Origin of the sequence: Hylemonella gracilis, assembly GCF_004328645.1 — a bacterium.
Taxonomy (GTDB): Bacteria; Pseudomonadota; Gammaproteobacteria; order Burkholderiales; family Burkholderiaceae_C; genus Hylemonella; species Hylemonella gracilis_B.
The window spans coordinates 3424212-3444578 of record NZ_CP031395.1 but is presented as its reverse complement, the minus strand read 5'-3'; the positions used below and the strand labels follow the sequence as shown (position 1 = coordinate 3444578).

The 20367-nt window shown below is 65.0% G+C and carries 21 protein-coding genes and 1 tRNA gene; 17 read left to right on the top strand and 5 right to left on the bottom strand.

Annotated elements, in window-relative coordinates; genetic code table 11:
• The first annotated feature begins 34 nt into the window (after positions 1-34).
• Positions 35-1528, top strand: a complete 1494-nt coding sequence (locus DW355_RS16030) for an aldehyde dehydrogenase (NADP(+)) (RefSeq protein ID WP_131281581.1) — start codon at positions 35-37, stop codon at positions 1526-1528.
• A 128-nt stretch (positions 1529-1656) separates the two neighbouring features.
• On the opposite strand, the gene DW355_RS16025 is transcribed toward DW355_RS16030, so the two are convergent.
• The 3 genes from DW355_RS16025 to DW355_RS16015 all read right to left on the bottom strand — a co-directional run bounded on the left by DW355_RS16025 (position 1657) and on the right by DW355_RS16015 (position 3993).
• Positions 1657-2103, bottom strand: a complete 447-nt coding sequence (locus DW355_RS16025; protein ID WP_131281579.1) for a GatB/YqeY domain-containing protein — start codon at positions 2101-2103, stop codon at positions 1657-1659.
• 113 nt (positions 2104-2216) lie between these two features.
• Entirely contained in the window at positions 2217-2429 is a 213-nt protein-coding gene (rpsU, locus tag DW355_RS16020) for a 30S ribosomal protein S21 (RefSeq protein ID WP_006296472.1), read from the bottom strand.
• A 268-nt stretch (positions 2430-2697) separates the two neighbouring features.
• Complete coding sequence (locus tag DW355_RS16015; RefSeq protein WP_131281577.1) at positions 2698-3993, bottom strand: NAD(P)/FAD-dependent oxidoreductase; 1296 nt, start codon at positions 3991-3993, stop codon at positions 2698-2700.
• Positions 3994-4212: 219 nt separating this feature from the next.
• Here DW355_RS16015 and DW355_RS16010 point away from each other — a divergent pair, with 219 nt between their 5' ends.
• Both DW355_RS16010 and tsaD read left to right on the top strand, forming a co-directional pair.
• The gene (locus DW355_RS16010; protein ID WP_242671220.1) at positions 4213-5325 is read left to right on the top strand and encodes an HD-GYP domain-containing protein; all 1113 of its coding nucleotides are present in this window, start codon (positions 4213-4215) and stop codon (positions 5323-5325) included.
• A gap of 38 nt (positions 5326-5363) precedes the next feature.
• The gene (gene tsaD / locus DW355_RS16005) at positions 5364-6473 is read left to right on the top strand and encodes a tRNA (adenosine(37)-N6)-threonylcarbamoyltransferase complex transferase subunit TsaD (protein WP_131281575.1); all 1110 of its coding nucleotides are present in this window, start codon (positions 5364-5366) and stop codon (positions 6471-6473) included.
• 171 nt (positions 6474-6644) lie between these two features.
• Here tsaD and DW355_RS16000 read toward each other — a convergent pair whose 3' ends face one another.
• Positions 6645-7028 carry an Hsp20/alpha crystallin family protein gene (locus DW355_RS16000; protein ID WP_131281573.1) on the bottom strand — a complete coding sequence of 128 codons (384 nt, stop codon included), beginning with the start codon at positions 7026-7028 and terminating at the stop codon, positions 6645-6647.
• A 152-nt stretch (positions 7029-7180) separates the two neighbouring features.
• On the opposite strand from DW355_RS16000, the gene DW355_RS15995 reads away from it, so the two are divergent.
• Together DW355_RS15995 and DW355_RS15990 are read left to right on the top strand one after the other, a co-directional pair.
• On the top strand, positions 7181-8473 hold the full coding sequence (locus tag DW355_RS15995) for a branched-chain amino acid ABC transporter substrate-binding protein (RefSeq protein ID WP_131282812.1): 1293 nt from the start codon (positions 7181-7183) through the stop codon (positions 8471-8473).
• Positions 8474-8561: 88 nt separating this feature from the next.
• Complete coding sequence (locus tag DW355_RS15990) at positions 8562-9737, top strand: pyridoxal phosphate-dependent aminotransferase (protein ID WP_131281571.1); 1176 nt, start codon at positions 8562-8564, stop codon at positions 9735-9737.
• Here the strand turns inward: DW355_RS15990 and DW355_RS15985 are convergent.
• Positions 9727-9948, bottom strand: a complete 222-nt coding sequence (locus DW355_RS15985; protein WP_131281569.1) for a hypothetical protein — start codon at positions 9946-9948, stop codon at positions 9727-9729. The genes DW355_RS15990 and DW355_RS15985 overlap by 11 nt on opposite strands.
• Before the next feature lie 442 nt (positions 9949-10390).
• Here DW355_RS15985 and rpsO point away from each other — a divergent pair, with 442 nt between their 5' ends.
• The 12 genes from rpsO (at position 10391) to nuoF (ending at position 20361) form a co-directional block, all read left to right on the top strand.
• Positions 10391-10657, top strand: coding sequence for a 30S ribosomal protein S15 (rpsO, locus tag DW355_RS15980; protein ID WP_131281567.1), 267 nt, complete (start codon positions 10391-10393; stop codon positions 10655-10657).
• 253 nt (positions 10658-10910) lie between these two features.
• Entirely contained in the window at positions 10911-13073 is a 2163-nt protein-coding gene (gene pnp / locus DW355_RS15975) for a polyribonucleotide nucleotidyltransferase (protein WP_131281565.1), read from the top strand.
• 26 nt (positions 13074-13099) lie between these two features.
• Positions 13100-14089: an NAD(P)H-quinone oxidoreductase gene (locus DW355_RS15970; protein WP_131281563.1), complete on the top strand. Its 990-nt coding sequence runs from the start codon at positions 13100-13102 to the stop codon at positions 14087-14089.
• 8 nt (positions 14090-14097) lie between these two features.
• A complete protein-coding gene (tpiA, locus tag DW355_RS15965; protein ID WP_131281561.1) occupies positions 14098-14841 on the top strand; it encodes a triose-phosphate isomerase in 744 nt (247 codons plus the stop codon).
• Positions 14842-14912: 71 nt separating this feature from the next.
• Positions 14913-15335 carry a preprotein translocase subunit SecG gene (gene secG / locus DW355_RS15960; RefSeq protein WP_131281559.1) on the top strand — a complete coding sequence of 141 codons (423 nt, stop codon included), beginning with the start codon at positions 14913-14915 and terminating at the stop codon, positions 15333-15335.
• A gap of 221 nt (positions 15336-15556) precedes the next feature.
• Positions 15557-15641, top strand: a tRNA-Leu gene (locus DW355_RS15955).
• An 86-nt stretch (positions 15642-15727) separates the two neighbouring features.
• Positions 15728-16087 (top strand): NADH-quinone oxidoreductase subunit A, encoded by a 360-nt coding sequence (locus DW355_RS15950; RefSeq protein ID WP_035608978.1) that lies wholly within the window; start codon positions 15728-15730, stop codon positions 16085-16087.
• Positions 16088-16147: 60 nt separating this feature from the next.
• A complete protein-coding gene (locus DW355_RS15945) occupies positions 16148-16627 on the top strand; it encodes a NuoB/complex I 20 kDa subunit family protein (RefSeq protein WP_006296490.1) in 480 nt (159 codons plus the stop codon).
• Positions 16628-16663: 36 nt separating this feature from the next.
• On the top strand, positions 16664-17272 hold the full coding sequence (locus DW355_RS15940) for an NADH-quinone oxidoreductase subunit C (protein ID WP_131281557.1): 609 nt from the start codon (positions 16664-16666) through the stop codon (positions 17270-17272).
• A gap of 13 nt (positions 17273-17285) precedes the next feature.
• Entirely contained in the window at positions 17286-18539 is a 1254-nt protein-coding gene (locus DW355_RS15935) for an NADH-quinone oxidoreductase subunit D (protein ID WP_131281555.1), read from the top strand.
• Entirely contained in the window at positions 18536-19021 is a 486-nt protein-coding gene (gene nuoE, locus DW355_RS15930) for an NADH-quinone oxidoreductase subunit NuoE (protein WP_131281553.1), read from the top strand. The genes DW355_RS15935 and nuoE overlap by 4 nt, the downstream gene beginning before the upstream one ends.
• Positions 19018-20361, top strand: a complete 1344-nt coding sequence (nuoF, locus tag DW355_RS15925; protein ID WP_131281551.1) for an NADH-quinone oxidoreductase subunit NuoF — start codon at positions 19018-19020, stop codon at positions 20359-20361. Before nuoE ends, nuoF begins: the two co-directional genes overlap by 4 nt.
• Positions 20362-20367 lie beyond the last annotated feature (6 nt).

Sequence of the window (20367 nt, the reverse complement as noted above, 5' to 3'; positions counted from 1 at the left end):
CGGCGTGACCGCCGTGTTTTTCCTGGATCCCCTCATGAGCACCACTTTCTCCTCTTTCAACGCGCGCACCGGCGAGGTGCTGTCCAGCCTGAACGCCTCCACGGCGCAGGACATCGACGCGGCCTGCCACGCCGCCGCCGCCGCCTTCCCGCTCTGGCAGGCCAGCAGCGGCGCGCAACGCGCCACTTTGCTGCGGGCCCTGGCCCAGGGTTTGGAGACCGAGCGCGAGGCCCTGGTGGCGCTGGCCGACCAGGAAACCGCGCTTGGACTGCCGCGCCTGTCGGGTGAACTGGATCGCACGGCCTTCCAATTGCGCCGCTTCGCCGACATCGCGGAGCGTGGCGTGCCCTTCGAGTTCGTCGACGACCCCGCCGTGGCCGGCGCCCCACCCGCAGGCCATCCCGCCATGCAGCGTTGGAGCGTGCCGCTGGGTCCGGTGGCCATGTACGCGGCCAGCAACTTTCCTTTTGCCTTCTCGGTGCTGGGGGGCGACACCGCTTCGGCGCTGGCGGCCGGCTGCCCGGTAGTGATCAAGGCGCATCCGGGACATCCGCGGCTCTCGCGCCAGGTTTTTGACATCATCCAGCGCACCTTGAGCGCGCAGAGCCTGCCCGCCGGTCTGGTGGGCATGGTGCAGGGCATCAGCAACGAGGTGGGCGTGCAATTGGTGCGCCACCCCGCCATCGCGGCGGCGGCCTTCACGGGCTCGACACGTGGCGGTGCTGCCCTGTCCGCCGAGGCCGCGGCGCGTCCGCGTCCCATCCCTTTCTACGGTGAATTGGGTTCCATCAACCCGGTGTTGGCCTTGCCGGCCGAACTCAAGGCCAAAGGCGCGGATCTGGCGACGGCCCTCGCGGGTTCCATCGCTCTGGGCAGCGGCCAGTTCTGCACCAACCCCGGCGTGATCGTGCTGATCGATGCGCTGCTGCCCGATGCGAAGGCGGTGAATGACGCTTTTGTCGCGCAACTGGCCCAGGCCTTGGGAGGACAGAAGCCGCACGCCATGCTGACGCAGGGCATGCGCAAGAACTTCGCGGCCGGTGTGGACCATTGGGCCGAGGCGGGTGCGGCGCTCGTGCTGCACCAGCCGGCGCCGCTGGACCAACCGCCGCATCCGGAGCTGGCGCAGGTGAGCGCCGCCCAGTTCATCGCCAAGTCTGTGCTGCGCGAAGAAGTCTTCGGCCCGAGCAGTCTGGTGGTGCGGGCAGCCAGCGTGGCCGAGGCCCTGCAGGTCTTGCAGGCCGTGGGTGGCACTTTGACCGTGACGGTTTGGGGCGCGCAGGAGGGCAGCGCCGAGGTGCAAAGCCTGGTGCGGGGCGCGATGGCCATCGCGGGGCGTGTGCTCTTCGCGGGCGTGCCGACTGGCGTGGCGGTGACGGCGGCGCAGCAGCATGGTGGCCCCTGGCCCAGCAGCAGCCGGCCCGAAAGCACCTCGGTGGGGGATGCGGCGCTGGCGCGTTTCCTGCGCCCGGTCGCGCTGCAGGATGCGCCGGCCTGGCTGACGTCGCGTCAGGGCCGGCCGCTCTGAGCAGGCGGCGCCCGCCGCAGCGCTTGCCACTGCCGCCACCGCAAGGGTGGCGGGCTTTTTCCGATCCGGCCACCGACAGATGCAGTGGCCGTTTCTTTTGCCCTGGGGCAGGTCAGGGCAGGGCGGGCTTAGCCGGCGAGCGCGGCCTTCACGGCGGCGCTGACCTGGCCCATTTCGGCCTTGCCGGCGAGCTTGGCTTTCACCGCGCCCATGACCTTGCCCATGTCGCCGGGTCCCTTGGCGCCCAGTTCCGCGACGATGGCCTTGACTTCGGCCAGGATCTCCTCGGGGGACAGGCGCGCGGGCAGGTAGACCTGCAGCACCGTCACCTCGGCCTTTTCCTTGTCCGCCAGGTCCTGCCGGCCGGCCTTCTCGAAGGCCTCGATGCTGTCCTTGCGCTGCTTGAGCAGCTTGTCCACCACGCCAACGACCGCCATGTCGTCCAGGGTGATGCGCTCATCGACTTCCTTCTGCTTGATGGCGGCCGTCAGCAAGCGGATGGTGCCCAGGCGCTCCATGTCCTTGGCGCGCATGGCGGTCTTCATGTCTTCGGTGATCTGGTCCTTGAGGCTCATGGCCGTCTCCGTCAAAAAAGGGGAAGCCGAAAAAACAAAACCCACGCCAAGCGTCCCCGGCGCGGGTTCCACGGGACTGAAAGCCGAATGGCCCTCAGACCTGCCGTACCGAATCAATACAGCTTCTTGGGCAGCTGCATCGAGCGGATGCGCTTGTAGTTGCGCTTGACGGCGGCAGCCTTCTTGCGCTTGCGCTCGGCGGTGGGCTTTTCATAGAACTCGCGGGCGCGCAGGTCGGTCAGCAGGCCCAGCTTTTCAATGGTGCGCTTGAAGCGGCGCAGGGCCACGTCAAACGGTTCGTTTTCTTTGACACGGATGGTGGTCATTCAATCGTTCCGAAATGTGCGGTCAGCGGGATGACAGGAGATCGGGCCTGTCAGCCATGCACCGCGAATAGTCCCCGTCTGTGGTCTGTAACTAGTATTGGCCGACGGGGTTATGCCAGCAAAGCCGTCAATTATAGCTGTTTTGCCATGCGTCACAAGTTGGCGTGGGCTAGCCCTCTGGTCAAGTTAAGCGTCTTGCCGCAGTCCTGGAATCGCCACTCCTCGGACAAAGGAGTGCACGGGGGCTTGGACTCGTCGCACGTCTGCTTCAGCGCGGTGTGGGAACTAGGGCCATGGCGCAGGCATGGGCGCTGGCCCAGGCCCACTGGAAGTTGTAGCCGCCCAGCCAGCCCGTGACGTCCACCACCTCACCGATGAAATACAGACCTGGCTGCGCGCGCGCTTCCAGAGTCTGGCTGCTGAGTTCCCGTGTGTCCACGCCACCCGCCGTGACCTCGGCCTTGGCATACCCTTCGCTGCCAGTGGGCGTCAGCATCCAACGCGTCAGCCGTTCGGCCAGGGCGGCGAGCGCCTTGTCACTGGTATCCGCCACCGGTCGCTGCCAGGCCGGGTCCTGCGCGGTCCAGGCTTCGGCCAGGCGGGTGGGCAGCAGGGCGGCCAGTTCCGTGACGAGCAGCTTGCGTGACTGTTGCTTGGCTTCGACCAAGTGGGCGCCGATGTTCTGTCCCGGCAGCAGGTCGACGCGCAGGGGCGTGCCGGTCTGCCAGTAGCTGGAGATCTGCAGCACTGCGGGACCCGAAAGCCCCCGGTGGGTGAACAGCAGATCTTCCAGGAAGGCCGTGCCTTGCGGGCGCCCCTTGCCACCGGGCCGCTTCAGGGGACCGTTCGCGCGCTCGGGCTCGGCCTCGGGGACAGGGGGGGCGACCTCGATTCGCACCGGCAGAGCCAGGCCCGCCAAACCGGCGTAAGGGCCCCAGGCCGCGCCGTCGAAGGTCAGCGGTACCAGGGCCGGACGCGGCACGACGATATTCAGTCCGAATTGCCGGGCCAGGCGATGGCCAAAGTCCGTCGCGCCGACCTTGGGGATGGACAGGCCCCCGGTGGCGACCACGAGGGAGTGGCATTGCACCGGGCCGCGCTCGGTGTCGAGCTCGTAAACAGGCGCGTGTGTGTCGCCGGTTCTGTGTCGCACGGCCTGCACAGCGCAGGGTTGCCAGTGCGTCACGCCCCCCGCCGCGCATTCGCGCAGCAGCAATTGGATGATGTCGTCGGCCGAGCGGTCGCAAAAAAGCTGACCTTTGTGTTTTTCGTGCCAGGGTATACCCGCGTCTTGAAGCAGCGCGATGAAGTCCGCAGGGGTGTAACGCGCCAGCGCCGAGCGGCAGAAATCCGGGTTTGCACCGAGGTAGTGCTTGTGCGGCGCGCGCGGGTCCAGATCACGGTTGGTGAAGTTGCAACGCCCACCGCCGGAGATGCGGATCTTCTCGGCCACCTTGGCGGCATGGTCGATCAACAGGACCTTGAGGCCGCGTTGTCCGGCCACACCCGCGCAAAACAGGCCGGCCGCGCCCGCCCCGATTACCACCACATCGAACTGCTGCATGGGGCCGCAGTGTAAGTGCCGCGCACCTTCCTTCGGTGTAACCGTCAATCTGCTTGCCATCGGCGATTGATTTGTCTCATGCTCCAGCACCCGGCTTGGCATACACCTTGATGTATTCTTTTTGGCCCCAAAACGCGCGAGTCGATCGGGGCATGGGCAAGGGAATCGGGACAGAAGAAAGGTCTGGACAAGATGGCTGCAGAGAAAGCATTGGTCCCCGTGAACATCACGGGGATCCGGGAGGGTGAGCCCTTGCCCTTTCACCTACGCAATGAAGACGGCCAGATCCTGGCTTACCGCGGTCAGTTGGCGCAACGCGACGTCCTGGAACGTCTGGTTTTTCGTGGACGACAGCTGTTCATCGACGCGGCGGAAGACCATGCCGGCGCCTGGGATGACTCGGGAGGTGATGGCCACATCCTGCGGCCGCGCGGTCAGAACTGGTACGACTATCAAGAGGAAGCCAATGTTCTGCTGCGTCTGCCGGACGACCCCCGATTTCTGCCGCGCTTGATCCGCTTTCACGACCACCTGCGTGAACTGGCCATCGCCAACCCCGACGCGGCCTTGCTGGCCCTGTTCTACCTGTCGACCATCGAGGTGCGTTTCTACAGCGCGACGCACGCCATGCTGGTCAGCGTCATGTGCGGACTGGCGGCGCGCAACGTACTGAGCTGGCCCGAGGAGAAGGAGCGCACGCTGAGCCTGGCGGCCCTGTCCATGAACGTCGGCATGACGGATCTGCAGGACACGCTGGCGCGTCAGACCACGGTGCTGACGCCTGAGCAGAAGATCCACGTCTCGAACCACGCCTCGCGCTCCATGAGCCAGTTGCATCGGGCGGGCGTGACCGACCCTGACTGGCTGGAAGCCGTGCGCCTGCACCATGCTTCGTTCGCCGGTGGCCTGGGCAACGAAGTGCCCTGGGCGGAACGCATGGCCCACCTGATTCAGCGGGCGGATTCCTTCGGTGCGCGCCGCGCTCCCCGCGCCACGCGCGCGCCCCTGGTCGCGGCGCGGGCCATGCAGGCCATCTACTTCGATGAAAACAAGCAGATCGACCCGGCGGGCGCGGCCTTGATCAAGGCCGTGGGCATTCACACACCGGGCTCTTTCGTGCAGTTGGAGACCGGGGAAGTGGCCATCGTGGTCAAGCGGGGGCAGATCACGACCACGCCCAAGGTGCTGGTCCTGGTCAACTCTGATGGCATTGCCCTCTCGCGTTTCATCGTGCGCGACACCGCGCTGCCGGGCTTGCGTGTGGCGCGAGCGCTTGAGCGCAGCGAGGTGAAAGTCAGCATCAATCTCGAACGAATTCTTGGATTCGCCTGAGCCCGCGCGGGTTTGGGCCAGGCCCTAAACTGCGGGCCATGTCCGATCTTCCCCTTCCGTCCCCGCTCGCGCCCGCCACGCTCATCCTCGGCATCGAATCCTCCTGCGACGAGACCGGCGTGGCCCTGGTCGAGACCCGTGGCCAGAACGCGCCCCAGCTGCTGGCCCATGCCTTGCACAGCCAGATCGCCATGCACCAGGCCTACGGTGGCGTGGTGCCTGAGCTGGCCAGCCGTGATCACATCCGGCGCGTGCTGCCGCTGACGGACCAAGTGATGCGTGAGGCCGGCCGCGCGCTGGCCGATATCGAGGTGGTGGCTTACACACGCGGCCCCGGCCTTGCAGGTGCCCTGCTGGTGGGCGCGGGCGTGGCTTGCGCATTGGGCGCGGCCCTGGGCAAGCCGGTGCTGGGCGTGCACCACCTGGAGGGTCATTTGCTCTCGCCTTTTCTGAGCGCCGACCCGCCGGAGTTTCCCTTCGTGGCCCTGTTGGTCTCTGGAGGACACACGCAACTGATGCGCGTGGATGGCGTGGGGCAGTACCTATTGCTGGGTGAAACCATCGACGACGCCGCGGGCGAAGCCTTCGACAAATCGGCCAAGCTGATGGGCCTGGGTTACCCGGGCGGTCCGGCGCTGGCGAAGTTGGCGGAACAGGGAGATGCCCTGGCCTTCAAGTTGCCTCGTCCGCTGCTGCACAGCGGTGACCTGGATTTTTCCTTTGCGGGCTTGAAGACGGCGGTGCTCACGCAGTCGCAGCGTTTGCAGCAGATCTCGAGCGCTGAATTTGAAATGCGCAAGGCCGATCTCGCGGCGTCCACGCAGGCAGCCATCGTGGAGGTGCTGGTGAAGAAGTCTTTGGCCGCGCTGGAAACCACAGGGCTCAAGCGCCTCGTCGTGGCGGGTGGCGTGGGCGCCAACAAGGCGTTGCGCGAGCAGCTCAACGCTGCCTGCGCCAACCCCCGGCGCAAGGGGGGGCAAGTGCGCGTGCACTATCCCGAGCTGCATCTGTGCACCGACAACGGCGCGATGATCGCGCTCGCTGCCGCCATGCGCCTGCAATCCGGACGGCAGCAGGCCGGCCGGGCCTACAGCTTCGAGGTCAAGCCGCGCTGGCCGCTGGACGCGATCAGTGCCGCCGCGGCCTGACGCGAAGCGCATGACGCTTCAACCAAGCTAGGCCGTTGCCGCGGCGTTGAACGAATGGCTGGACGCCGGGCAGAGGCCAGTCATGCAAGGTGCGCGGACCGCCACGCCGCAAGACCGGGGGCATGGTGGCCGCGCCCGGGCCGCGCATTGCACGCGGCCGGTCGGTATCCGTTAGTTGATCGTCAGTTTGACGCTGCGGTCCTGGGGTTGAACCTTGGACAGCTTGAGCGTGAGCACGCCGTTTTCGAGCTTGGCCTCGCTGGCGCTCGCGTCGATGTCCTGGGTCAGCTCATAGGCGGCCTTGTATTGACGCTTGGCTTCGGGCAAGGTTTCGATGCGCACGACCTTGCCTTCGATGCCGATGGACAGCTGCTCGCGGGCGACGCCCGGCATGTCGAAGGTCAGTTCGATGAACTTGTCGTCCTGCGTGGCCTCAGCGGCTTCACCGAAGAGGCGATTGCGCACGGCGTTGTCGAAAACCCGGTCGAGCGAGCGGTCGAACGCGCGCAGGGAGGGGGCAAAGGCGGAACGACGCAGAGTGGGAACGAACAGCATGGTTTACTCCTGAGGTGAAAATGGGCGGGCCCGTGCACACGACGCGCATGCATGCAGCCCTTACACTGCGCGGCTTTCAACCACGATTGCCGCATGGCCCACATCTGTTGGCGCGGCCCTGTTTTTCAAGAGAGTTCGCCTTGCACAAAAGCATGTTCACCCGGGTCTTGAAGCTGGCCATCGCGGCCCTATCTGTAGCCGTTGCGGCCTACGCGCAGCCCGTCGCGCCGACGGCAACTGCGTCGTCGGCACCGCCGGTTCGTGTCGCCGTGATCGAGGGTCTGAGCGGTCCCCTGGGCAACGCGGGCGAGGCCGTGTTCCGCAACCTGGTCTGGGCGGTCGAGCGTGTGAACGCCCGTGGCGGTCTGCAGTTCGAGCTGCGCCGTTACGACAGCAAGGGCCAGACCGAGGAGGCGCTGGCCGCCCTGCGCGCCGCGGTCGACGATGGCGCGCGGTACATCATGCAGGGCAACAGCTCGTCGGTGGCGGCGGCGTTGATCGACGCCATCGACAAGCACAACGAGCGCGACCCCGCCCGGCGCGTGCTCTTCCTCAACTATTCAGCGGTCGACCCCATCCTGACCAACGAGAAATGCAGCTTCTGGCATTTCCGTTTCGACGCTCACGCGGACATGCGCATGGCCGCGCTGATGCGTGTGCTGCAGGAAGATCGCGCCGTGCGCTCGGTCTACCTGATCGGGCAGGACTACAGCTTCGGCCAGGCCGTGCTGCGCGAGGCGAGGCGGCAACTGGGTGTGCTGCGCCCGGACGTCCAGATCGTGGGCGAGGAACTGCACCCCATCGGTCGCGTGAAGGACTTCCTGCCTTATGCACAGAAGATCAAGGCCAAGACTGCAGAGCAGCGGGGCGCCTCGGCCGTGATCACCGGCAACTGGGGCAATGACCTGACCCTGCTGATCAAGGCGGCCCGCGAAGCCGGCTACGACGGCAAGTTCTACACCTTCTACGGCAATGCCCTGGGCGTGCCGGCGGCCATCGGCGCGGCCGGCGTGGGCCAGGTGGTGGCCGTGGCCGACTGGCTGCCCAATGTGCCGGGCGCGCAGAGCGAGGCCTTCTACCGCGCCTTCCGCGAGCGCTTCCCCCGGCCCGAGGACGACTACGTGCACATGCGCATGCAGCTCATGGTGGAGGCCTTGGCGCAAGCCATCCAGAAGGCTGGTGCGACGACGGACGTGACGGCCGTGGCCCGGGCGCTGGAACAGGCGGATGTCACCCTGTACGGCCAGCGCGGTCGCATGCGCGCGGCTGACCATCAGTTCCAGCAGCCGCTGGTGGTGGGCGTGATGGCCCGTCAGGCCCGGGAGGGTGACAAGGACGGCGTCAAATTCGATGTGGAAGGCTCGGGGTATGGCTTTCGCGTCGTCCGTCAGTTGAAGGCGGAGCAGGCCGAATTGCCGACGAACTGTCAGATGGCCCGGCCCTGAGCCTCGCGGTCACCGCGTCGCGACCGCATACCCACGCCCTTGTTCCCGCCCTTCCGTTTCAACCTTCGTTCCGAACCCGTAGCTGGCCATGCGACACATCATCCGAAACCTCGAAGAATCCAAAATCCGCGAAGTGGCCAACGCCGGCCTGGGGCGCGCCGACCTGCTGACTTTCTGGTTCGGCGAGGGTGACGAAACACCGCCTGACTTCGTGCGCCAGGCGGCCATTGAGTCATTGGAAAAGGGCGAGGTTTTTTATACCCACAACCTGGGCCTGCCCGAGTTGCGCGAGGGACTGGCCGCGCACCTGAGTCGCCTGCACGGCGCGGTCGGCGCCGATCGAATCGCCGTGACCTCGGGCGGCGTCAATGCCTTGATGATCGCCATGCAGGCCTTGCTGGACGCGGGTGACGAGGTGGTCATCGTTACGCCGGTCTGGCCCAACCTGGTGGCGCAGCCGCAGATCCTGGGCGCCCGGCTCAAGCCCGTGCCGCTCAAGCCGGTCGAAGGTGCCTGGACGCTGGACATGGACGCGCTGCTGGCGGCGGTGACGCCCGCCACCAAGCTGCTCGTGGTCAACGCGCCGTCCAACCCCACGGGCTGGACGCTCACTCAGGCCGAGCAGCAGCGCATCCTCGCGCATTGCCGGCGCACAGGCACGTGGATTCTGGCCGACGAGGTGTATTCGCAGCTGTATTACGACCAGGAAGGTGCCGGACCGCAAGGTGCCGCGCCGAGCTTCCTGGACCTCGCGACGCCGGAGGATCGGCTGATGGTCGTGGGCAGTTTTTCCAAGGCTTTCCTGATGACCGGTTGGCGCCTGGGCTGGCTGGTGCTGCCGCCTTCCTGCACGCACGACGTGGGCAAGATCATCGAGTTCAACACCTCCTGCGCCAGCGTCTTCACGCAGCGTGCGGCCATCACCGCCCTGCGTCGCGCCGACGAGATCACGCCCCGCGTGGTGGCGCATCTCAAACAGTGCCGTGACACCCTGGTGCCGCTCTTGCAAGTGGTACCTGGCTTGGAGCTGGCCAGGCCGCGTGCGGGCATGTACGCCTTCTTCCGCATCGCCGGTGGCCAGGGCGAATTCGCGGACGGTGTGGCGCTGGCCAAACGCCTGGTGGCCGAGGCAGGGCTGGGCTTGGCGCCAGGAGAGGCGTTCGGGGCAGAGTCCTCAGGTTGGCTGCGCTGGTGTTTTGCCTCCCGGGATCTGGATCGACTGGCGCAGGGCGTGGACCGCCTGCGCGGCTGGCTCAAGGTCTGAGCGCTGGGGCGGGCACGGCGGCAGCGCCATGGGTCAGGGTCGAGGTCCGTGCGTGCGTGGGACGGTCCAGCTTGTAGGGGCGCGTCCGGCGTGCTTCCGGGCCGATGCCCTTGCCGGTGTCGGCGATGCGGATCGACACGCCTGGCATGCCATCGCGCGTCTCGTCCATGCTGCTCAGGGTGAGCACGTCTCCTCGCGGCATGGCGTGCACGGCATTGTTGACGAGGTTCGGACACGCCCTCGCACGGGCAGGTGCGGGAGTGGCTGTTGAGACATTCTGTCCAGCCGCTGCGACAGAATGTCCCAATGGCGGCCGCAGTCTCTGGATGTGGTTGCCCCGGGGCCTGCCCCGGTCTGGTGGCGAGCGTGCCTTGGGCGGTGCGCATGAGGAGCCAAACTGAGGGGGCATCGTGGACCGCCACGGCTGGTCTCTGCCCGGCCCGGCCACAGCCTTGTACCGGGTTTCGCTATAATTGCCAGGTTTTGCGTGTCCGGATGCCTTGAGAGCAGGGTGGCCAGGCGCGTAGAGCGCACGCCGGCAAGCAGTTCCAGCCGCTGGCGCAAGTTGAAACTCCCGGGACGTTGCGGTCAGGCTCTCCGATTCTTCGCGAGGTCGGCCTGTCCATACGTCCATTCCGTCTAGAGGAAAGAAAATGATCGCATCCACAATCAAGGCCGAGGTCGTCAAGGCCAATGCCCGCGCCGCCAACGACACCGGCAGCCCCGAAGTCCAGGTCGCCCTGTTGACCGCTCGCATCAACGAGTTGACCCCGCACTTCAAGACCCACGCCAAGGATCACCACGGTCGTCGCGGTCTGCTGCGCATGGTGAGCCGCCGCCGCAAGCTGCTCGACTATCTGAAGTCCAAGGATGCCGCGCGCTACACCGCGCTGATCACCAAGCTGGGTCTGCGCAAGTAAGTCCCGGCCATGAACAACGACGCCTGAGTTGGTGCCCATCGCCAAGATGGTCCGCTGATTCAGGCGTTGTTCACTTCGGAGCCTGCAAGTACAGAGCGAAGCTGTGTCATTCCAAAGCCCTTCCCCTGAAGGGAGTTGCTTTGGAATGGCATCGTGTTCTGTGTAGCTTGCTTCGAGCCAAGCGGGGACACCGGTCCCCGTTCACTGAAACCGGAAGGGTTCGTCTCTTTCGTACAACCTCAAGGAGCAGCACATGAGCATGTTCAACAAAATCACCAAGACCTTCCAATGGGGTCAGCACACCGTCACCATGGAAACGGGCGAAATCGCCCGCCAAGCCGGCGGTGCCGTCCTCGTCAATGTCGATGACACCGTGGTGCTGGCCACCGTGGTGGCGTCCAAGTCTGCCAAGCCTGGCCAGGATTTCTTTCCCCTGACGGTTGACTACCTTGAGAAGACCTACGCCGCTGGCAAGATTCCCGGCAGCTTCTTCAAGCGCGAAGGTCGCCCCAGCGAATATGAGACGCTGACCAGCCGCCTGATCGATCGCCCGATCCGTCCGCTGTTCCCGGAAGGTTTCTTCAACGAAGTGCAGGTGGTGGTCCACACCGTTTCGCTGAATCCGGAAGTCGATGCCGACATTCCCGCCTTGATCGCCACCAGCGCGGCCCTGTCCATCAGTGGTATTCCCTTCAACGGCCCCATCGGCGCGGCGCGCGTGGGCTACGTCAATGGTGAATACGTCCTCAACCCGGGCCAGACCCAGCGCAAGGACAGCCAGATGGACCTGGTGGTCGCTGGCACCGAAGCCGCCGTGCTGATGGTGGAATCGGAAGCGCTGCAACTGTCGGAAGAGATCATGCTGGGCGCCGTGGTCTTCGGCCACGACCAGGGCAAGATTGCCATCAACGCCATTCATGAATTGGTGCGTGACGCCGGCAAGCCGACCTGGGACTGGACCGCCCCGGCCAAAGACGAGGCGCTGATCGCCAAGATCGACAGCCTGGCCAAAGCCAAGCTCGAAGCTGCCTACCAGATTCGCAACAAGCAGGCCCGCACCCAGGCCTGCCGCACCGCTTACGCCGACGTGTTCGCCGGCCTCAAGGCCGATGGCGTCGAGTTCGACGGCGTGGCCGTTGAGGGGCTGCTGTTCGAGATTGAAGCCAAGATCGTGCGTGGCCAGATCCTGGCGGGTGAACCGCGCATCGACGGTCGTGACACCCGTACCGTGCGCCCGATCGAAATCCGCGACAGCGTGCTGCCGCGCACCCATGGCTCGGCACTGTTCACGCGTGGCGAAACCCAGGCCCTGGTCGTCACGACCTTGGGAACCGAACGCGACGCGCAGCGCATCGACGCATTGGCCGGTGAGTATGAGGACCGCTTCATGCTGCACTACAACATGCCGCCCTTCGCCACCGGCGAGACGGGGCGCGTGGGCACGCCCAAGCGCCGCGAAATTGGCCATGGCCGCCTGGCCAAGCGCGCCCTGGTCGCCGTGCTGCCGACCAAGGAAGAATTCCCCTACACCATGCGCGTGGTGTCGGAAATCACCGAGTCCAACGGTTCGTCGTCCATGGCGTCCGTCTGCGGCGGTTGCCTCTCGCTGATGAACGCGGGCGTGCCGCTCAAGGCGCACGTGGCCGGCATCGCCATGGGCCTGATCAAGGAAGACAACAAGTTTGCCGTGCTGACCGACATCCTGGGCGACGAGGACCACCTCGGTGACATGGACTTCAAGGTGGCCGGTACCACCAACGGCATCACGGCCCTGCAGATGGACATCAAGATCCAGGGCATCACGCGCGAGATCATGCAGGTTGCCCTGGCCCAGGCCAAGGAAGCGCGCATGCACATCCTGGGCAAGATGCAGGCCGCCGTGGGCGAGGCCAAGGCCGAGGTGAGCCAGTTCGCGCCGCGCCTCTACACCATGAAGATCAACCCCGAGAAGATCCGTGACGTGATCGGCAAGGGCGGCGCGACCATCCGCGCGCTGACCGAAGAGACCGGCACCCAGATCGACATCGCGGAAGACGGCACCATCACCATCGCCTCGACCGAGGCCGCGAAGGCCGAGGAGGCCAAGCGCCGCATCGAGCAGATCACCGCCGAAGTCGAGATCGGCAAGGTCTACGAAGGCCCGATCACCAAGATCCTGGACTTCGGCGCCCTGGTCAACCTGCTGCCCGGCAAGGATGGCCTGCTGCACATCAGCCAGATCGCGCACGAGCGCGTCGAGAAGGTCACGGACTACCTGTCCGAAGGCCAGATCGTGAAGGTCAAGGTCCTGGAAACCGACGAGAAGGGCCGCGTCAAGCTGTCCATGAAGGCCTTGCTGGAACGTTCGGAGCAGCCGCAACGTGCCGAGCGTGCTGAAGCCCCCGCGAATGGCGGCGACAACGGCGAACAGGCTTGATGGCGTGAGTCACAGCGGGAGCGGGCATGAGAGCCGTTGAAATCACGCGTTATGGCGAGCCAGAGGTGCTGGTGCTGGGCGAACGCCCGGACCCGGCGCCTGCGGCGGGCGAACTGCTGATCCGCGTCGCGGCCAGCGGCATCAACCGCCCCGACGTGTTCCAGCGCCAGGGCAACTACCCGGTGCCGCCGGGGGCTTCCGACATTCCAGGCTTGGAAGTCGCGGGTGAGGTCGTCGGCGGTGATGCCACCGAACTGGGTCGGGCGGGTTTCAAGCTCGGTGACAAAGTCTGTGCCCTGGTGGCTGGCGGCGGTTATGCCGAGCTCTGCACCGCGCCGATCGCGCAGTGCCTGCCTTATCCGAAAGGGCTCAGCGACGTTGAAGCCGCATCCTTGCCCGAGACCTTCTTCACGGTCTGGAGCAATGTCTTCGATCGCGGCCGCCTGCAGCCGGGCGAAACCTTGCTGATTCAGGGCGGCTCCAGCGGCATTGGCGTCACAGCCATTCAACTGGCGAAGGCCTGGGGCGCGACGGTCGTCGTGACGGCGGGCAGCGATGACAAATGCGCGGCCTGCCTGCGGCTGGGTGCCGACCACGCCATCAACTACAAGACGCAGGACTTCAAGGAAGAGGTCAAGCGGCTGACGGATGGCAAGGGCGTGGACGTGATCCTCGACATGGTGGGCGGTGAATACGTTGCCCGCGAGGTCGAGAGTCTGGCCGAGGATGGCCGCATCGTCATCATCGCTGTCCAGGGTGGCACCAAGAGCAGCTTTAACGCTGGCCTGGTTTTGAGGAGGCGCCTGACCATCACGGGTTCCACGCTGCGCCCGCGCCCCGTGGCCTTCAAGGCGGCCATCGCGCAGGCCTGTCTCAAGCACGCCTGGCCGCTGATCGAGGCGGGCAAGATCAAGCCCGTGGTCCACAGCACCTTCCCGCCGGCGCAGGCGGCTCAAGCCCATGCGCTGATGGAGTCGAACCAGCACATCGGCAAGATTGTGCTGACGTGGAGTTGAGCCTGGCCATGACGAACAAGTTGATCGCAGGCAACTGGAAGATGAACGGCAGCCTGGCCGCGAATGCGGCCCTGCTGCAGGGCATCCTGCCGGCCCTTGCGGGCGCGGCTTGTGAGGTGGCCGTTTGTGTGCCAGCGGCGTATCTGGCGCAGTGCCAGACCTTGCTGGCCGGTTCCTCTGGCGAATTGGGGGCACAGGACCTGTCTGCGCACGAAGCCGGGGCCTACACCGGCGAGGTCTCCGCGGCGATGCTGCGGGACTTCGGCGTGCGCTACGCCATCGTCGGCCATTCGGAGCGCCGCCAGTACCACGGTGAGACGGATGCGGTCGTGGCCGAGAAGGCGCAACGCGCTCTGGCCGCGGGCATTACCCCCATCGTTTGCCTTGGTGAAACACTGGCCGAACGAGATGCCGGGCAGACCGAGGAGATCGTCAAGCGCCAGTTGGCGGCCGTGATTCACCTCAACGGCCATTGCATCAGCGAGATCGTCGTGGCTTATGAGCCAGTCTGGGCCATCGGCACGGGCAAGACAGCCACGCCAGAGCAGGCCCAAGCCGTGCACGCCGTATTGCGCGCGCAGTTGCTCGCCGCTTCGACACAAGCCGGTCGCATCCGCATCCTGTACGGTGGCAGCATGAACCCCACCAACGTGGCCAGCTTGCTGGCACAGCCCGACATCGACGGCGGCCTGATTGGCGGCGCGTCGCTCAAGGCGGCGGATTTTCTTTCCATCATCGCTGCGGCGAGCTGAGTCACATCGCTCGGTGCCGCATCCAAGCTCTCAGTCTCACGACATTTGTCTCGAATTCAGGAGTTCATCGCATGAGTTTCATCGTCACCCTTCTTGTCACGGTGCAGATCATCACGGCCTTGACCATGATCGGCCTTGTGCTGATCCAGCACGGCAAGGGCGCCGACATGGGCGCGGCTTTCGGTAGCGGCTCGTCGGGCAGCCTCTTTGGCGCGAGCGGCAGCGCGAACTTTCTTTCGCGCACCACGGCAGTGTTGGCCACGGTGTTCTTCGCCGTGACCCTGGCTCTGGCGTACTTTGGCAACGCGCGTCCCGCGAATTCGGGCAGCGTGCTGGAAAGCCCGGCTGCCGTGGTTCCGGCCACGCCCGCCACGTCCGAGAACGCCGCGCAGATTCCGGCAGGCGCACCTGTGTCCACCGCGAATGACGTCGCGCCGGCGCAGAAGGACGCGGCGCCCGCCGCCGGTGGCGCCGCGCAGATTCCCGCGCAATAAAACGTCGAAGGCGCGAACGCCGAAAGAGGCGCAAGTCGTCGCGCGAGCTGATCCGCCCGAGGGTGGCGCACCGTGCGCGTGAGCAGTGTCCGGACGCCCCTTGTCCGGAGTCAAGTTTTCATAACTTCTCTGTTTGCCTTCCCCGGAAGCGGGGGAATTCCGGGTAAACTTCTAGCTGCTGGTCGAACGCAACTCCTCATGCAAGGCCAGCGGACAAATCAGCCGTCGTGGTGAAATTGGTAGACACGCTATCTTGAGGGGGTAGTGGCGAAAGCTGTGCGAGTTCGAGTCTCGCCGACGGCACCAAACAGAAGCCGGCCTGGCCCGCTGCCCTTGCGCGGGGCCGGTCGGATGCGTGATCCAACCCAGAGCATCAGAGGCAGAGCAGCAAGATGAGCCTTGACCAGTACCTTCCCGTCCTGTTGTTCATCTTGGTCGGTCTCGCCGTGGGTGTGCTGCCTCAGCTCATCGGTTACGTGCTCGGGCCCAATCGCCCCGACGCGGCCAAGAACTCCCCTTACGAATGCGGCTTCGAGGCCTTCGAGGACGCACGCATGAAGTTCGACGTGCGTTATTACCTCGTCGCCATCCTCTTCATTCTTTTTGATCTCGAAATCGCCTTCCTCTTTCCGTGGGCTGTCGCGCTCAAGGATGTCGGGGCGGTCGGGTTCTGGGCGGCGATGGTCTTCATCGCCATCCTCGTGGTGGGTTTCGTCTACGAGTGGAAGAAGGGTGCTCTCGACTGGGAGTAGTCTCGCGCCTCGACACCGAACACACCGCGGGACAACTGATTCTTTGCAAGGAACGCAGCCATGATTGAAGGCGTGTTGAAGGAAGGCTTCGTCACCACCAGCTACGACACGGTGGTGAACTGGGCCAAGACCGGTTCACTGTGGCCCATGACCTTCGGTCTGGCCTGCTGCGCGGTGGAGATGATGCACGCGGCGGCGGCGCGCTATGACATCGCGCGTTTCGGTTCCGAGGTGTTTCGCGCCAGCCCCCGCCAGTCCGATCTGATGATCGTGGCCGGCACCCTGTGCAACAAGATGGCGCCCGCCTTGCGCAAGGTCTACGACCAGATGAGCGAACCGCGCTGGGTCATTTCCATGGGGTCCTGTGCCAACGGGGGTGGGTATTACCACTACAGCTATTCCGTCGTGCGCGGCTGTGACCGCATCGTGCCGGTCGATGTCTACGTGCCGGGCTGTCCGCCCACGGCCGAGGCGTTGATTTACGGCATCATCCAGCTGCAGCAGAAGGTTCGCCGCACGCAGACCATCGCGCGTGTCTGAGGCGCATGTTCAAGGCTCGCGCCTGAAGGAAAAGAAATGACCGCTGTCGCCGTGAATCCCGAAGTTCTCAAAAACGCCGTGGCCGCCGCGCTGGGTGAGGTGGTGCGCCGCATTGAGGTGCGCCTGGACGAAGTCACCGTGGAAGTTGCTCCCAAGGACTACCGTACGGCCGCCATGCTGCTGCGTGACGCGCCGGGTTGTCAATTCGAGCAGCTCATCGATCTGTGCGGTGTGGACTACTCCGCCTACGGCGACGGCGCCTGGGAGGGCGCTCGTTACGCCGTGGTGTCGCATCTGCTCTCCGTCAGCCTGAACCAGCGCGTGCGCCTCAAGGTCTTTGCCACGGACGATGAATTCCCCGTGCTGGATTCGCTGACCAGCGTCTGGGCCGCAGCCAATTGGTACGAGCGCGAGGCCTTCGACCTCTACGGCATCGTTTTCGAAGGGCACGACGATCTGCGCCGCATCCTGACGGATTACGGTTTCATCGGCCATCCCTTCCGCAAGGACTTCCCGCTTTCCGGGCATGTCGAGATGCGCTACGACGCCGAGTTGCAGCGCGTGGTCTACCAACCCGTGAGCATCGAGCCGCGCGAGATCACGCCGCGCATCATCCGTGAAGATAACTACGGTGGCCTGAAGTAAGGCGAGACGGCATATGGCAGAAATCAAGAACTACACGCTGAACTTCGGTCCCCAGCATCCGGCCGCGCACGGCGTGCTGCGTCTCGTGCTGGAGCTGGACGGCGAGGTCGTGCAACGCGCCGATCCGCACATCGGTCTGCTGCACCGCGCCACCGAGAAGCTGGCCGAGAGCAAAACTTACATCCAGTCGCTGCCCTACATGGATCGGCTGGACTACGTCTCGATGATGTGCAACGAGCAGGCCTATTGCCTGGCCATCGAGAAAATGCTGGGCATCGAAGTGCCGCTGCGCGCCAAGTACATCCGCACCCTGTTCGGTGAGATCACGCGCCTGCTCAACCACCTGATGTGGCTGGGCTCGCATGGCAACGACTGTGGCAGTTCGACCATCCTGATCTACACCTTCCGTGAGCGTGAAGATCTGTTCGACATGTACGAGGCGGTGTCTGGTGCGCGCATGCACGCGGCCTATTTCCGTCCCGGTGGCGTCTACCGCGATCTGCCCGACTCCATGCCCCAGCATCAAGCCAGCAAGGTGCGCAGCAATCGTTCCTTGGCGGATCTCAACGCCAAGCGCCAGGGCTCGCTGCTGGACTTCATTGACGACTTCACGCAGCGTTTCCCGAAATGCGTGGACGAGTACGAGACCTTGTTGACCGACAACCGCATCTGGAAGCAGCGGACGGTGGGCATCGGCGTGGTCACGCCCGAGCGTGCGCTCAACCTGGGCATGACCGGTCCCATGCTGCGCGGCTGCGGCATCGCCTGGGATCTGCGCAAGCAGCAGCCCTACGATGCCTATGACCGCGTGGACTTCGACATCCCCGTGGGCAAGACCGGCGACAGCTACGACCGCTATTTGGTGCGCGTGGCCGAGATGCGCGAATCCAACCGCATCATCAAGCAATGCGTGGATTGGCTGCGCGCCAACCCCGGCCCGGTAATCACGGACAACCACAAGGTCGCACCGCCCTCGCGCGAGGCCATGAAGTCCAACATGGAAGAGCTGATCCACCACTTCAAGCTCTTCACCGAAGGTTTCCGCGTGCCGGCCGGCGAGGCTTACGCGGCGGTGGAACATCCCAAGGGTGAATTCGGCATCTACCTCGTGAGCGACGGTGCGAACAAACCTTACCGCCTCAAGATCCGCGCACCCGGCTTCGCTCACTTGGCCACGCTGGACGAGTTGGCGCGTGGCCACATGTTGGCCGACGCCGTTGCCATCATCGGCACGCTGGACATTGTTTTTGGAGAAATCGATCGATGATTTCCGACGCGACAAAAGCACGCTTCGCCAAAGAAGTGGCGAAGTACCCGGCCCAGCAGAAGCAGTCCGCCGTGATGGCTTGCCTGTCCATCGTGCAGCAGGAGCAGGGCTGGGTGAGCAGCGAGGCCGAGGCCGAGATTGCCACCTATCTGGGCATGCCCGCGATGGCCGTGCACGAGGTCACGACCTTCTACAACATGTACAACCAGCGCCCGATGGGCAAGTTCAAGCTCAACGTCTGCACCAATCTGCCCTGTCAATTGCGTGATGGGCAGAAGGCGCTGAACCATTTGGCGGCCAAGCTGGGCATTGCCAAGGGCGAGACCACGGCCGATGGCCTCTTCACGCTGCAGGAAAGCGAATGCCTGGGGGCTTGCGCCGATGCGCCCGTGATGCTGGTCAACGACCGCACCATGTGCAGCTTCATGAGCAATGACAAGCTGGATCAGCTGATCGACGGGCTGAAAGGAGCTCAGGCATGAACGCCCAGCAAGTGCTGTCGCAGTTCGCCGCCACCGGCGTGCAGACCTGCTTCCATGATCACCACATCGGCCCGCAGATCTACGCCGGGCTCAACGGCGCCAACTGGCGCCTGAAGGACTACGAGGCGCGCGGCGGCTACGAGGCGCTCAAGAAGATCCTGAAGGAAGGCCTGACTCAGGACCAGGTGATCGCCACGGTCAAGGAATCGGGTTTGCGCGGCCGTGGCGGCGCGGGTTTCCCGACCGGCCTGAAGTGGAGCTTCATGCCGCGCCAGTTTCCGGGCCAGAAATACCTGGTCTGCAATTCGGACGAGGGCGAGCCCGGGACCTGCAAGGACCGCGACATCCTCATGTACAACCCGCACATCGTGATCGAGGGCATGGCGATCGCCGCCTATGCCATGGGCATCACGGTGGGCTACAACTACATCCACGGCGAGATCTTCGAGGTCTACGATCGTTTCGAGGCCGCGCTGGAAGAGGCGAGGGCGGCCGGTTACCTCGGCGACAAAATCCTGGGCAGCGGTTTCAGCTTCCAGCTCCACGCCCATCATGGCTTTGGCGCCTACATCTGCGGTGAAGAAACCGCGCTGCTCGAATCGCTCGAGGGCAAGAAAGGCCAGCCGCGCTTCAAGCCGCCGTTCCCGGCCAGCTTCGGCCTGTATGGCAAGCCGACCACCATCAACAACACCGAGACCTTCGCGGCCGTGCCCTGGATCATCCGCAACGGCGGGTCGGCCTATCTGGAGATCGGCAAGCCCAACAATGGCGGCACCAAGATCTTCTCGGTCAGTGGCGATGTGGAGCGCCCGGGCAACTATGAGATTCCGCTGGGCACGCCCTTCAGCAAGCTGCTGGAACTGGCTGGCGGCGTCAAGGGCGGCAAGAAGCTCAAGGCGGTGATCCCCGGCGGCTCCTCGGCGCCGGTGCTGCCGGCCCACATCATGATGGAATGCACGATGGACTACGACTCCATATCCAAGGCGGGTTCCATGCTCGGCTCGGGTGCGGTCATCGTGATGGACGAGACCCGCGACATGGTCGAGTCGCTCAAGCGCCTGTCCTATTTCTACATGCACGAGTCCTGCGGTCAGTGCACGCCTTGCCGCGAGGGCACGGGCTGGCTCTGGCGCCTGGTCGATCGCATCGGGCGCGGTGAAGGCCGTCCCGAGGACATGGCGACGCTGGACTCGGTGGCCGGCAACATCATGGGCCGCACCATCTGCGCGCTGGGCGACGCGGCGGCCATGCCGGTGCGCGCCATGATCAAGCACTTCCGCCCCGAATTCGAGGCGCTGATTCCCAAGCCCACGACTGAAAAGTCTGTCACTGCGGCCTGAAAGTAG